The organism is Streptomyces hokutonensis, assembly GCF_000376565.1.
Classification (GTDB): domain Bacteria; phylum Actinomycetota; class Actinomycetes; order Streptomycetales; family Streptomycetaceae; genus Streptomyces; species Streptomyces hokutonensis.
Window position 1 is genome coordinate 66932 of record NZ_BARG01000014.1, and the last position, 14476, is coordinate 81407.

Annotated in this window: 5 protein-coding genes; 4 read left to right on the forward strand and 1 reads right to left on the reverse strand. The window is 68.2% G+C overall.

Annotated features, from left to right (window positions below; genetic code table 11):
- Nucleotides 1-15: 15 nt before the first annotated feature.
- The gene (locus SSP08S_RS05950; RefSeq protein ID WP_019066657.1) at nucleotides 16-594 is read right to left on the reverse strand and encodes a TetR/AcrR family transcriptional regulator; all 579 of its coding nucleotides are present in this window, start codon (nucleotides 592-594) and stop codon (nucleotides 16-18) included.
- A gap of 106 nt (nucleotides 595-700) precedes the next feature.
- Here SSP08S_RS05950 and SSP08S_RS05955 point away from each other — a divergent pair, with 106 nt between their 5' ends.
- From SSP08S_RS05955 to SSP08S_RS59085, 4 genes are all read left to right on the forward strand, one after another.
- On the forward strand, nucleotides 701-1609 hold the full coding sequence (locus tag SSP08S_RS05955) for an SCO6745 family protein (protein ID WP_019066658.1): 909 nt from the start codon (nucleotides 701-703) through the stop codon (nucleotides 1607-1609).
- A 248-nt stretch (nucleotides 1610-1857) separates the two neighbouring features.
- On the forward strand, nucleotides 1858-2595 hold the full coding sequence (locus SSP08S_RS05960; RefSeq protein ID WP_019066659.1) for an HNH endonuclease family protein: 738 nt from the start codon (nucleotides 1858-1860) through the stop codon (nucleotides 2593-2595).
- A gap of 332 nt (nucleotides 2596-2927) precedes the next feature.
- Nucleotides 2928-13970: a LamG-like jellyroll fold domain-containing protein gene (locus SSP08S_RS54850; RefSeq protein WP_051105855.1), complete on the forward strand. Its 11043-nt coding sequence runs from the start codon at nucleotides 2928-2930 to the stop codon at nucleotides 13968-13970.
- Nucleotides 13924-14421: a DUF4265 domain-containing protein gene (locus SSP08S_RS59085; RefSeq protein WP_158697134.1), complete on the forward strand. Its 498-nt coding sequence runs from the start codon at nucleotides 13924-13926 to the stop codon at nucleotides 14419-14421. The genes SSP08S_RS54850 and SSP08S_RS59085 overlap by 47 nt, the downstream gene beginning before the upstream one ends.
- Nucleotides 14422-14476 lie beyond the last annotated feature (55 nt).

The following is a 14476-nucleotide window of genomic DNA, read 5'->3' on the forward strand; positions in this document are numbered from 1 at the left end:
ACCGGTGCGCGCAGGTCAGCCGGACCGGAACAGCATCCCCGCCAGCACCCGGAACACCTCCTCCGGCTCCCGCTCACCCACCGCCCCGTCCAGATTGTGGCCGAGCAGCAGCGTCGCGAAGCCGTGCGCCAGGGACCACGCGGCGACTCCGGCGAGGCGCGCGTCGGGGCCGCGGCCCTCGGGAGGTACGGCGGAGACGGCGCCGCCGAGCGCCTCGCTCGCGAGTGCGCGGGCCGTGGTGAGTTCGAGGTCGCCCTCGCGCAGCAGCTCGGGTGCGAACATCACCTGGAAGTGCGCCGGATGCTCGCGCGCGAAGCGCACGTACCGCACTCCCGCGTCCTTGAGATCCACCGCCTCCGCGATCGTGGCGGCCAGCAGCCCGAACCCCTCGGCCGCGATGGCGGTCAACAGGCCCGTGCGGTCCTTGAAGTGATGGGCCGGCGCCGCGTGCGAGACGCCGGCACGGCGGGCGAGGTCCCGCAGGCTCAGCCCGGACGGGCCGTCGGCGGCGATGACGTCGAGCGCGGCGGTGAGGACGGCGCGGCGCAGGTCGCCGTGGTGGTACGGGCTCTTGGTCGGCTTGGTCGTACTCATACTCAGCAGCGTACGCCGAATCTAGGCATTGACAAGTTCGAGCGGTTGGGGCAATCTTGTCAGTGTCAAGTTGTGGAACGATCGGGACGCGACAAGGAGTTGTGCCATGTCCGAAGACGTACGTGGAGTGGAGACCGCGAGCTACCCCGCCACCGTGGAGCCGGGCCGGGTGCGCCAGCTCTGGCACCTGCTCGAACCCCTGCACGCGCTGCTGTACTACGCGCCGGAGGTCTTCGAGGAGGCCGCCGCGCTCGGCTACGGCACCGAGGAGCGCTGGCCGAGCTACTTCCCGCTGCGCGCCGCCCCGTTGGGCCCGGCCGGCACCGAGCGGGTGACCTCCGCCTTCTACAGCTTCAGCCCCCGTATGGTCGCCGAGCACATCGACCCCGCATGGCGCATCGCGAGCCCGGACGCCGTACTGAAGGCGAGGCTGCGCGGAATGGACCGGGCCTACCGCGCGATATTCGGCGACCGTGTCGACAGCCCCGAACTCGCGGAGGCCGCCGCCCTCGCCCGCCGCGCCGCCGAGTCGGTCACCACGGCCGGCCGCCCCCTCGCCGCGGCCAACGCCGAGTTGGCCTGGCCCGAGGAACCCCACCTCCAGCTGTGGCAGGCGGCGACGATCCTGCGCGAACACCGCGGCGACGGCCACCTCGCCGCCCTCCTCGTCGCCGGCCTGGACCCGGTCGAGTCCCTGGTCTCCTTCGCCGCGATAGGCGCCGCCTCCGTCGAGCGCTTCGAGAGCCGGGGCTGGAGCCGGGAGGAATGGGCGGCGGCCCGCCAACGCCTGGTCGCCCGCGGCCTGTTGGACGACCTCGGTACGGCGACGAGGGCGGGTCGCGAGCTGCGCCAGGAGGTGGAGCGCCACACCGACCGGCTGGCCGCCGAGCCCTGGCAGTTCCTCGGCAGGGCCGACACCGACCGACTCGCCGATCTGCTGGGGGAGTTCTGGGTCGCGGTGCTCGGTTCCGGGCTGCTGCCCTCGGAGTCGACCTTGGGTATCGGCAAGGTCTGAAAGGTGCTCGGCAAGGTCTGAGAAGGGTGTCCGTTCAGGTCTGAGAGGGCCCTGGGGAGAGAGTGTGGGGGGAGAGTGCGAGGTGGGGGCGCCCACGCGGACTAAGTCGTGCCGATACACCCGAGTTGCGCGTCATGCGCCCCCGGGCCCCATATGTTCGCGACATCTCCGCCGCTAACGTGGGCACCAGGTCAATATCCGCCCCCGCAGGGGCGGGGGCCGGGTGAACCAGGGGAGGGGCGCACGTGATGCGTCTGAGGGGTGGGGCGGCCGTCGCCGTCCTGATCATGTTGTCCGTCGCCGGATGCAAGGACACCACAGGGGCCTCCGGGCCCGAAGCGACGACCGGCGGGGACTCCGGAGGGAACTCCGGCGGAGGTGGGGGCGCGGCGCTCACCGCCGCCGAGTCCCTGACCGTCAAGGGGCGGGCGCCGAAGACCGGTTACTCCCGCGAGCGGTTCGGCACCGCCTGGGCCGACACCGATTCCAACAGCTGCGACACCAGGGACGACATCCTCAAACGGGACCTGAAGCAGGTGAAGTTCACCGGCGGCACCTGCAAGGTGTCGTACGGCGTCCTCGAATCCGACCCGTACTCCGGCAAGGAGGTGATCTACCGTCGCGGGGCCAGCCTCGTCGACATAGACCACCTCGTCGCCCTCTCGGACGCCTGGCAGAAGGGCGCCAAGTACTGGGACGCCAGCAAGCGCATAGCCCTCGCCAACGACCCCCTCAACCTCCTCACCGTCGGCGCGAGCGCCAACCGCAGCAAGGGCGACGGCGACACGGCGACCTGGGTGCCGCCCGACAAGACGTACCGCTGCACCTATGTGGCCGCGCAGGTCGCCGTGAAGAAGAAGTACGGGCTGTGGGTCACCGCCGCCGAGAAGGCCGCGATGAAGAAGGTCCTCTCGACCTGTCCGGGCCAGAAGCTCCCGTCCGGCGGGAACCCGACGAACGCGCCGAGCAGGTTCCACGCGAAGTGAGCCGACTTGAGTCGACGTGAGTCGACGTGAGCTGAGCGCCCGTCAGAGCAAGCCCTTTCCCGTGAAGTACATATACGGGAGATGACGATCTGTTCTGGTCAAGTCGTTGTACTGGTAAAGGAGTTCACAAGGAACAAAGGGGCATGAGGGGTGACTCGGGGTGCGTTCACCGGGTAATGGTCAAGATCGGTCGATGATCTCTTCTGGGGTCTGTTCGGTCTTTGTTGGTGATGGGCAAGATCTGTGCGTTTCTGTGGCTGTCCTGTCAGGACCCGGTCAAGCATCGGCTGACGGCGGCTGCTTCGTGCCCGTCGACCGTTGGAGTCCCCGTCGTGCGTATCCGGCTCGCTCGCCGTGTTCGCCCACCCCGCCGTACACGGCGCGCCCGCCGCGGTGTCGCGCTGCTCCTGCTGACCGCGCTCGCGCTGATGTGGACGACGCAGCAGGCGATGGCCGACGGGGTCGAACTGCACGCCGTGGACGTCTCGTTGCCGAGCCTGTCCTCGCTCACCGCCTGGCTGAAGGACCCGCACTGGGGCCGGCTGCCGTCGGAGAAGTCCGGCACGGCGGCCGGCAAGCGGCACCGGGTCTCGGCCGCCGCCACCGAGGCACACCAGGGCGCGGGCCGTAAGCCGGGGAAGGGCAAGGGCGAACTCGCCGCCTACCACGCCCACTCGGCGTCGGTGAAGCGCGGAAAGAGCGCCGCGGGCAAGGCCGGTTTCAACGCGAAGACCAGCAAGCGGGACGCGGGGAAGTCCTCGCGGACCGACACCGTCTTCGACAACGCCGACGGGTCGATCACCAGACAGATCTCCCCGACACCGGTCAACTACCAGGTCGGCAAGGGCAGATGGGCCCCCATCGACGTGGACGTGCGGGCCGGACCCGACGGGCGGTGGCACGAGAAGGCCAACTCCGTCGGCGTCGACTTCGCGGCGAAGGCGGACGACTCGACGCTCGTCTCCCTTTCCCCCGACGCACAGCACACCGTCTCCTACGGGCTGAAGGACGCCCAGGCCGTCAAGGGCACCGTCGACGGCGGCTCGCGCGTCACCTACCCCGAGGTGCTCACCGACACCGACCTCCAGGTCGCCCCCACCGCCACCGGCGTCAAGGAAGCGGTCGTCCTGCACTCCGCGGACGCCGGCAACTCCTGGACCTTCCCGCTCCACCTCAAGGGACTCACCCCCGTCCAGAACAAGGACGGCTCGATCGTCCTGCGCGACAGCGCGGGCAAGACAGTGGAGCGCGTCCCGCCGTCGTACGCCTACGACTCGAAGGTCGATCCGCGCTCCGGTGACCCGACCACGACCCACGACGTCACCACCACCCTCGTGCGGGACGGCAGTGGCTACGCGCTGAGGATCACCCTCGACGACACCTGGCTGAAGGACACGCACCGCGTCTTCCCGGTCACCGTCGACCCGACCGTCACCGACGGCTGGACCACCACCTACGCCGAGTCGGGCTCGGACGCGACGGGCGACCACTCCTACGAGCAGACGATCAAGGTCGGTTCGTACGACTCGGGCACGCACTCCGCGGCGAGCTACGTCAACCACTGGGACACCGCCTGGGACGACACCGGTCTGACGGTCACCGCGGCGAAGCTGGAGCTGTTCGACACCTGGGCCGCGACCTGCACCGCCGAGCGTTTCGACGTCGCCCTCGTCACCCAGGCCTGGACGCCCGAGGGCGTCACCAGCTACCCCGGGCCGAGCTACGGCGCCTCCATCGGCAACCTGACCCCGACCGTGCCGAACGCCTGCGCGAACACGAGTGCCGACCGGAGCGTGGGCGACACGGTGGACGTGACGCTGTCGACCTCGGCGATCCAGGGCTGGTTCAGCGGGACGACCGCCGACTACGGCCTCGCGCTCTACGCGTCCACGAGCGACGCCGCGCACTGGAAGCAGTTCGGCTCCTTCAACGACCCCTCGCTGGGCCCGAAGCTCATCGTCACCTACACCGGGAACACCGCCCCGCAGCTCTACGAGCAGTTCCCCGCGGACAACGCGGTCGTCGGCACCACCACCCCGGAGCTCACCGCCTGGGCGGGCGGCGCCAACTCCACCAGCGGCAGCGCGAACAAGTACCAGTTCAAGGTCTACGACGCCAACAACGCCCTGGTCGTCGACTCGGGCCTGGTCTCCACCGGCGACTGGACCGTGCCGGCCGGGAAGCTGGCCTGGGGCAAGAACTACAACTGGGAAGTCCAGGCGTACGACGCGACGACCGGGCTCTACTCGCCCGCCGACCCCTACGAGTTGTCCGTCCAGGTGCCCCAGCCGGTCATCACCTCGGGGCTCTCGCAGAACAGCAGCGACCACGGCTTCGACGCGTCCATCGGCAACTACACCACCTCCGACACGGACGCCTCGATCTCCACCGTCGGCCCGTCCCTGGACGTCGAGCGCGACTACAACTCCCGTGACCCGCGCTGGACCGGAGCCTTCGGTTCCGGCTGGTCGTCCATCTTCGACGCCCGCGCCACCGAGCAGTACAGCGCGGCCGGCGCGGTCACCAGCGTCAACGTCACCTATCCGGACGGCTCACAGGTCGGCTACGGCAAGAACAGCGACGGCACCTTCGCGCCCGGCACCGGCCGCTGGGCCACGTTCACCACGGTCAGCGCGGGCGGCTACAGCCTGACCGACAAGGACGACACGGTCTACGCCTTCACCACCCTGCTGACCACGGGCAACTACGGACTCACCTCCGTCACCGACGCCAACGGCCGCTCCATATCGCTGACTTGGACCAGCGGCCACGTCACGCAGATGAAGTCCAACGTGTCCGGCCGCACCCTGACCCTCACCTGGTCCACCCCCTCCGGCGCCCTCGCCGCGCATGTCGCGACCGTCACCACCGACCCGGTCACCGCCGGCACCGCGTCGACCGCGCTGACCTGGAACTACGGTTACACCGGCGACCAGTTGACGACCGTGTGCGCGCCGCTGTCGACGACGAAGTGCACGACGTACGGCTACACGACGGGCTCGCAGTACCAGAACGCCTCCCTCGACCTCGACCCGAGCGCGGCCTGGCCGCTCACGGAGAGCTCGGGCACCACCGCGAAGGACGCGGTCCTCGCCAACGAGGGTACGAAGAACGCGACGTACGAGAACGTGACGCTGGGCGCGGCAGGACCGCTCACCGGTTCCTCCTCCACCGCGGCGACCTTCAACGGCACCACCTCCGACGTCGCCCTGCCGAAGAACACCGGCAACGACACCGACTCGGGCGCGCTGTCCCTGTGGTTCAAGACCTCGGCCGGACCGGGCGTGCTCTACTCGTACGCCTCCCAGCCGATCGGCTCGGCGAAGGCCGCCGGCTTCTACACGCCGTCGATCTACGTCGGCACCGACGGCAAGCTGAACGCGGAGTTCTGGTACAGCGGCGGCATCAACCCGATCGTGTCCTCGGCGTCCGTGGCCGACGGCAAGTGGCACCACGTGGTGCTGAGCGCCGCCGGGAACTCGCAGACGCTGTTCCTGGACAACACGAAGGTGGGCTCGCGCACCGGCACCGTCTCCATCAAGAGCGCGGTCGCCTTCGGCAAGAACCAGGTCTTCAACTACCTCGGCACCGGCTTCCTGGGCGGCAGCTGGCCCGACGAGGGCCACAGCAGCACCACCGACGCCACCGGGTACGCGACCTACTTCAACGGCTCGATCGCCGACGCGGCCTGGTACGGACGCCCGTTGGTGGCCGCCGACGTCAACGCCCTCTACCAGTACGGCACTCACTCGGCGTCCCTGCTCACCTCGGTCAAGCGGCCCTCGGGCAAGTCCTTCGCGACGATGACCTACGACCCGGCGACGACGGCCCTCACCCAGCTCACCGACGAGAACGGCGGCGTCTGGAAGCTCGCCGCGCCCACCGTCACCGGTTCCAGCCAGACGTACCGGGGCGCGGTCCTCGGCGGTGGACCGGCCGGCTACTACCGGCTCGGCGAGGCGGCCGGCGCGACCACGGCCCTCAACGAGGTGCACGGCGGCAACGGCACGTACAGCGGGGTGACACTCGGCGCCACCGGCCCGTTCAGCGACGCCAAGGCCACGACGTTCAACGGCAGTTCCTCCTACGTCGAACTGCCGACGTCCGTGCAGTTCGGCACCAGCGACCGCAGTCTCGAACTCTGGTTCAAGACCGCCTCGCAGGGCGTCATCGTCGGCGCCCAGTCGGCGGCGATCTCCGGCGCGACCACCGTGTCCGGCACCTATGCGCCGCTGCTGTACGTCGGCAGCGACAACAAACTGCACGGCCACTACTACTCGGGCAGCGGCTCCGCCGCGACGGCGTTCGGCTCGACCGGCACGGTCACCGACAACACCTGGCACCACGTCGCCCTCACGGCCTCCGGCGCCACCCAGACCCTGTACCTGGACGGCGTCCAGCAGTCCAGCTACTCCGGCACCCCGGCCGACCAGACCTACAACCACCTCTACCTCGGCGCCGGCTTCTCCAAGAGCTGGCTCGACTCCCCGGCGGACGTCAGCCACTTCACCGGTTCGATCGCCGACGCGGCCTTCTACCACACGGCGCTCACCGCGGCGGACGTAGCGGCGCATGTCGAGGCGGCCAAGGACTCCGGCGGTCTGCTCCCGGTCGAGACGGTCAAGGTGACCTCGCCGACCACGTCGACGCTGACGTACACCTACGACGTCACCAACGGAAACCGCGCCCTGACCGAGACCGACGGCCTCGGCAACAAGACCAGCTTCGGCTACGACACGGCCGGCTTCGAGCACACGGTCACCGACCCCAACGGCGCGGTCACCACCACCGGCCACGACGTCCGCGGCAACATCGTCTCGTCCACGTCCTGCCAGGACCAGGTCGCCAACAAGTGCAACACCGAGTACTACACGTACTACCCGGACGACACGACCGCCCAGCTGACCACCGCCGACCCGCGCAACGACCAGCTGCTGACCGAGCGCGACGGCCGTTCGGCGTCCGCGACCGACAACACCTATCTGACGTCGTACACCTACGACTCGGCGGGCAACCAGACCGCCGTCACCGGCCCCGCCGTCCCCGGCTTCCCGTCCGGCCGCACCACGACCACCGTCTACAGCGACGGCACCAGCACCTACCCGTCCGCCAACGGCGGAGTCGTGCCCAAGGGCCTCCCGGTCAGGACGGTCAGCCCCGGCGGCGCGGTCAACTCCGTGGCGTACTTCACCAATGGCGACGTCGCCTCCACCACCGACGCCATCGGCCTGGTCACGTCGTACACCTACGACAACGTCGGCCAGGTCCTGAGCCAGAACGTCGTCTCCGACACCTACCCGGCCGGTCTGACCACCAGCTACGAGTACGACAAGAACGGCCAGGTCACCGCCGAGCACGACCCGAAGATCACCGACCGCGTCCAGGGCGCCGACCACTCCGCCGTCTCCAGCACGGTCTACGACGACGACGGCGACGTCCTCTCCCAGACCGTCTCCGACGCCCAGGGCGGCGACGCGCCGCGCACCGAGACCCAGACCTACGACGCCTACGACCGGCTGCTGACCGAGTCCGACGCCAACGTCGCGGCCGGTACGTCCTACGGCAACACGACGACGTACACGTACGACACCTCCGGCAACAAGACCAAGGAGGTGACGAGCGCCGGCAACGAGACCGACTACACCTACGACGACAACGGCAACCTGCTCACGCAGAGCCTGATGTACACCGGCGACCCGGTCTCCCCGCAGACCGCCGCGAAGCTCGTCGAGTCCTCACGCGCCTACGACCCGGCCGGCCGGCTGGCCTCGGTCACCGACGCGATGGGCAACACGACGTCGTACACCTACACCGACGACGGCCTCACCGCGACGGTGAAGAAGACCAGCTCCGACGGCACCAGCAGCTATGTCCTCGAGTCGGACGCCTACGACGCGGCCGGCAACCTGCTGACCCAGACGACCGACAACGGCGAGAACGTCACCCAGTTCACGGTCGACGCCTCCAGCCGCACCACGTCCACGACCGTCGACCCGACCGGTGTCGACCGCGTGACGTCCGTGTCGTACACCCCGGACGACCAGGTCGCGACGGAGAACGACCACGACGCGACCGGTTACGACCGCACCACGACCGACACGTACGACGACATGGGCAATCTGCTCAGCGAGACGCTGTACGGCGACGCCTCCGGGCACCCGTCGGGCTGGTGGAAGCTGAACCAGACCTCCGGCCGGTCCGTCACCGACTCCTCCGGCACCGGCAACACCGTCACCGCAGGGTCGGGCGTGACCTGGTCGGACGACGCGGCCCAGTTCAGCGGCGACACCTCCGGCAACGGCGACATCGCCGCCACCAACGGACCGGTCCTGGACACCAGTTCCTCCTACACCGTCTCGGCGTGGGTGAAGCTGTCGGACACCTCGACCTTCCGCACCTTCGTCGCGCAGGGCGGCACCAACCGCTCCTCCTTCTACCTCCAGTACGCCTCCACCACGGGCGTCTTCCGTCTCATCTCGCCCAGCCAGGACACCTCCGCCGCCCCGTCGGCGTACTACAGCGCCGCCGCCTCCAGCACCCCGGCGCTCAACACCTGGACCCAACTGGTCGGCTCCTTCGACGCGTCGACCGGCACCATGAGCCTGTACGTCAACGGCACCCTCGCGGGCACCGCCAACAACCCCGCCCCCTGGACCGGCGCGGGCCCGCTGTCCATCGGCGGCGCGAAGACCGCCTCGGGCACCGTCAGCAACGCCGTGAACGGCGCGGTCAGCAACGTCCAGACCTACCAGCGGGCGCTGTCCACGAGCGAGATCAACTCCTTGTACGGCAAGGGCCGTTCGGGCGGCACGGTCGGCTCCTCCGACCAGCAGACCACCAAGTACACGTACGACAAGCGCGGTCTGCCCACGTCCATGACGGACCCCGAACAGCACACCACCTCCTACGCGTACGACCAGGCGGGCAACCTCGCGGTCACCACCGCCCCGACGGTCCAGTCGGAGCCGGACGGCGTCGCCGCGAACGCCGCCCCCGTCAACCCGGTCACCTCCAGCGGCTTCAACACCTTCGGCGAGGCCGTCGCGGAGAAGGACCCGACCGGCCTGGTCACCACCACGGCCTACGACGCCGTGGGCAACAAGGTCAGCGAGACCCTCCCGTCGTACACCCCCGCCGGAGCCTCAACTCCCAACGCGGGCACGACAGTCTGGACGTACGACAGCGAGGGCAACCAGACCAGTGAGACCACACCGGGCGGCAGGACCACCTCCTACCTCTACGACCAGTTGGGCGACCTGGCCCAGATAACCGAGCCCGACGGCACGAAAACCCACGCCACCTACGACACCAACGGCGAACAGCGCACGGCCACGGACGGCACGGGCGCCCAGGCGCAGGCGACCTTCGACTACCTCGGCCGCCAGGTCACCTCCACCACCCTGGAGCGCTACCCCTCCACCCGCACGCTGACCACGACGAACTCCTACGCCGTCACCACCGGCAACCCCTACGGCGCCCACCTCTCCTCGACGACGAGCCCGGGCGGCGTGACCTCGACGTACGCCTACAACCGCGCGGGCGACGTCACGAAGACGACGGACGGCGCGGGCAACTCCACGTCGTACGCCTACGACTTCGAGGACAACCCCACCAAGACGACGCTGGCGGACGGCAGTTACACGGTCACGGACTACAACGTCAACGACGACCCGACGGCGACTCGCAGCTACGACACCAACGGCACGCTCCTGTACGGCACTTCGCAGCAGTACGACGGCAACGGCAACCTGACCGCGGCCACCGACGCCAACCAGCACACCACCCGCTGGACGTACGACGCGGCGGGCACGATCACCCAACAGGTGGAGCCGGTAGACGCCACGACCTCCATCACCACGTCCTTCGGCTACGACGCGGCCGGCAACCGCACCCGCTTCACCGACGGCCGCGGCAACTCCTGGCGCTACGGCTACACCCCGTGGGGCCAGCAGGCGACGGTGACCGAGCCGACGACGAGCCAGTACACCTCGGCCGCCGACACGACGACGACCTTCGCCTACGACGCGGACGGCAACGTCACCTCGGCGGTCGCCCCTGGTGGCGTCACGACGTCGATGACATACGACGCCAACGACCAACTGAAGACGATGACCGGCACCGGCGCGGAGGCGGCCTCGGCGAAGCACAGCTTCTCCTACGACGCCGACGGCCGCGTCACCTCGGCGGACACGGACGAGGCCGGCACGGTGGGCGCAGCGGACCACCAGGCGTCCACGCACGACGCGTTCACGTACGACGACCGCGGTGATGTGTTGTCGGCGTCGGGCTCGGCGGGCTCGTCGAGCTTCACGTACAACGACGACGGCTCGATGCTGAGCCGCACGGACGCGGCGGGCACCCAGTCGTACGGCTACGACACGGCGGGCCGCCTGTCCACGCTGGACGACGCGGCGACCGGCACCCATCTGTCGTACACGTACGACCAGTTGAACGACCTGAAGACGATCAAGTACGGCAGCACGGGCCAGACCCGAACGTTCACGTACAACAGCGCGCATGAGCTGTCGAACGACGTCATGGTCCAGGGCGCCTCGACTCTGTCTAGCTTCACCTACGGCTACGACAACAACGGCAACCTGACGTCGAAGACGACGGCGGGTGTGACGGGTGCGTCGACCAACACGTACCAGTACGACTGGTCCGACCGCCTGACGTCGTGGAACAACGGCTCGACGACGACGGCGTATTCGTACGACGCCTCGGGCAACCGGGTGCGGGTCGGCGCGGACGTCTACACGTACGACGCCCGAGACCAGCTGACCTCGGACGGCACCAACTCCTACTCCTACTCGGCCCGCGGCACGATGACCCAGGAGTCGTCGACGGCGAACGGCACGGCCGCGTTCAAGACGGACGCGTTCGGCGGCCAGATCGTCGCTGGCCCGCAGTCCTACACGCTGGACGCCCTGGGCCGGAACATCACGGACACCAACACGGCCGCGTCGTCGACCCGTACGTTCACCTACTCGGGCGCGGACAACACGATCGCGACGGACGGGGACGCGTCGTACACGTACGACCCGGCGGGCGGCCTGGTAGGCATCAAACAAACAGGCTCGTCGACTGGGGCCCTGGCCCTGACGGACCTGCACGACGACGTGGTAGGCACGTTCACGTCGGGTGCCACGTCCCTGTCGGGCTCGGCGACGTACGACCCGCTGGGCAAGGTGACGGCGACGCTGTCGCTGATTGGCCACCTGGGCTTCCAGTCGGGCTGGACGGAACCGGGAACGGGCGACGTAGGCACGGCCTCACGCTGGTACAACCCGAACACAGGCGAGTTCCTGAACAAGGACAGCGTGTCCCTGGACCCGAGCCCGGACTCGGTGGCAGCGAACCCGTTCGCGTACGTCGACGACAACCCGATGGTGGGCACGGACGAGTCGGGTCACTGTTCCTGGTGGACGGGTTCGTGCGAGGTGAAGGCCGCCAAGCACGTGGCCAAGAAGGCCAAGCACGTGGTCCACAAGGTCTACCACGCGGCCAAGCACGTGGCCCACAAGGTGGTTCACGCGGTGAAGCACGCGGCCCACAAGGTCGTCCACAAGGTGCAGGACGTGTACCGGGCGACGGTGCGGGTGACGAGGCGCGTCTACCACTACACGGTCAGACATGTGAAACGCGTGTATCACGCGGCGGTCCATGCGGTGCATACGGCGTATCACAAGGCATCGAGGGTCGCGCACCGCGTGGTCCACGCGGTGAAAAAGGCGGCACACAAGGTCGCCCACACGGTGAAGAAGGCGGCCAAGGCGGTAGCCCATGCGACGCGGACGGCCTACCACGCCACGGTGAAGGCGGTGAAGACCACCGCGAAGTTCGTCAAGAACCACGCGGCGGCCATCACGTCGATCGTGGTCTCGACAGCGGTCTTCGCGGGCTGCGAGGCGGCTACGTGGGGCGTCGGCACGATTGGCTGCGCCGCTTTGGCGGGCGCGGCCGGCTCACTGGTCGAGCAGGGCTTCAAGTGCGCCCAGAACGGCGGCGGGGACTGCAGCGCGGGAGCGTTCGCGGGGTCGGCGGTCGAGGGCGCGGTGACGGGCGCGCTGGGCGGTGCGCTCGGTTCCCTGGGCGGAAAGCTCCTTGCGAAGGCGGCTCCGAAGGCGATGGAGGTCGTCGGGGGGCTGTTCGGGAAGGGGGCGACTGAAGCCGGGGAGGCCGGGGCTGCGGATGCCACGGATGAGGCGGCTTCGGCGGCGGAGGCTGAGGGGGCGGGAACCAAGTCGCAGTCGCAGTCGGAGGAGGCGGGTGAGAGCGAGTCGGGCTCGTCCTGCAAGGTCGGCAAACCCAATGCCGAGCCGCACAGCTTCACCGGTGCGACGCGGGTGTTGATGGCCGACGGTGCTACGAAGGCTATCGACCAGGTGAAGGTGGGCGACACGATCGCCAACTCGGTGCCGGGTGTGACGGGTACGGAGGCGCACAAGGTCACCGCGGTGATTGTGACGCACACGGACCACGACTTCGTAGACCTGACCGTCAAGGCGACGGCCGAGTCCGGAGCGAAGCAGGGCGTGAAGGACGGCGCGAAGTCCCTGGCCAAGAAGGTCGCCCGCAAGGCGGCGTTCGGCCTGGCGGCATCGGCGGCGGTACTGGGGGCCTTGGGCGCGAGCCACGGCCACGGCACCGCGCAGGAGCCGACGACCAAAACGGTCGCGGCGGTCTCCTCGGCAACGCCCGGAGAGAACACCAAGGCTGCCGAGGCCACGTCCGACGCGCGGGGCGCGCACCTGACGACGACCTTCCACCACCCGTTCTACGACGAGACCCAGTCTGCATTCGTCGAAGGCAAGGATCTGAAGGCCGGTGACGTCCTCCAGACTCCGACCGGTACTGCCGAGGTCACTGGGGTTCGTCTCTACCACGCGAACACCACTACCTACGACCTGACCATCGGCAGCCTCCACACCTACTATGTGGAGGCTGGCACAACGCCGGTCCTGGTCCATAACACCAACGCTGGCAATCCCCAGTGTGGTGTGCAGCTCCCGCTGTTTGTATTGCGGGACGGAGAAGTTGCTTCGCCGGCGCAGATGGCAGCGAGTAAGGGCGGGCCGACGGCTGGAAGGAATGTCACACGCACGATCCGAAACAAAATGATTGCTGAAGCGCAGGAGGAGGGCGACGGGACGCTGCAGTGCTGGCGTTGCGGAATGAAAACCGCCAATCCGGATAACGTGCAGATTGGACACGTAAATACGCCGAGGAGTGGTGGTGGTAATCTGGAGTCAGAGAACCTCTGCATAGAAGGCGCCGCATGCAATAGTAGTGCGCAGGACAGGGGGGCTCCTTCTAGAGGGAAATCATGTGCTGAACGAGGAGGGTGTGGTGCTGGATTTGGAAGATTCGACTAATCCACGTGGATTCATCGGACTGCCGCTAAAAGTAGAGTCTGAAGACGGAGCCACCGCTGACGAGATGGTGGCCACCTCTCGGCTCACTGCGACTCGCTACCTTGTGCGCCTGTCGCCGGGTTTCTACAGAGGAATTGCGGCGGACGATGAGATTGAATATGACCCAATCTCCAAGAGCGCGAAAGTGGTCACGCGCGGTGGAAATATCGCAATCCAGATCTTCCACGAAGGGATCTCCAGTGGGCTTGTCGAGTCCTTCAAAAAGAGGGTTGTAGCGATTGGTGGAAGGGTTGACGGCGAGCTGGAAACATTGCTTGTCATCACCTTCCCGATCGGGATTGGGTTTCCCGCCATTGAATCACTTATGGCCACGCTTCCGGAGAGTGGTATCGAGTGGGAGTATGGGAATGTCTATGGTGAAGATGGCGAACCGCTAGGTTGGTGGGAATAGGGACCCTCTCCAACGCAGGGCTCGGCGTTCTCCCCCGGATATCTGTTTCGTGGCG

What these genes read in the sequence shown, in the direction of transcription:
- SSP08S_RS05955 (WP_019066658.1), top strand. Translation starts at nt 701, where the DNA reads ATGTCCGAAGACGTACGTGGAGTGGAGACCGCGAGCTACCCCGCCACC.
- SSP08S_RS05950 (WP_019066657.1), bottom strand. Translation starts at nt 594, where the DNA reads ATGAGTACGACCAAGCCGACCAAGAGCCCGTACCACCACGGCGACCTG.
- SSP08S_RS05960 (WP_019066659.1), top strand. Translation starts at nt 1,858, where the DNA reads ATGCGTCTGAGGGGTGGGGCGGCCGTCGCCGTCCTGATCATGTTGTCC.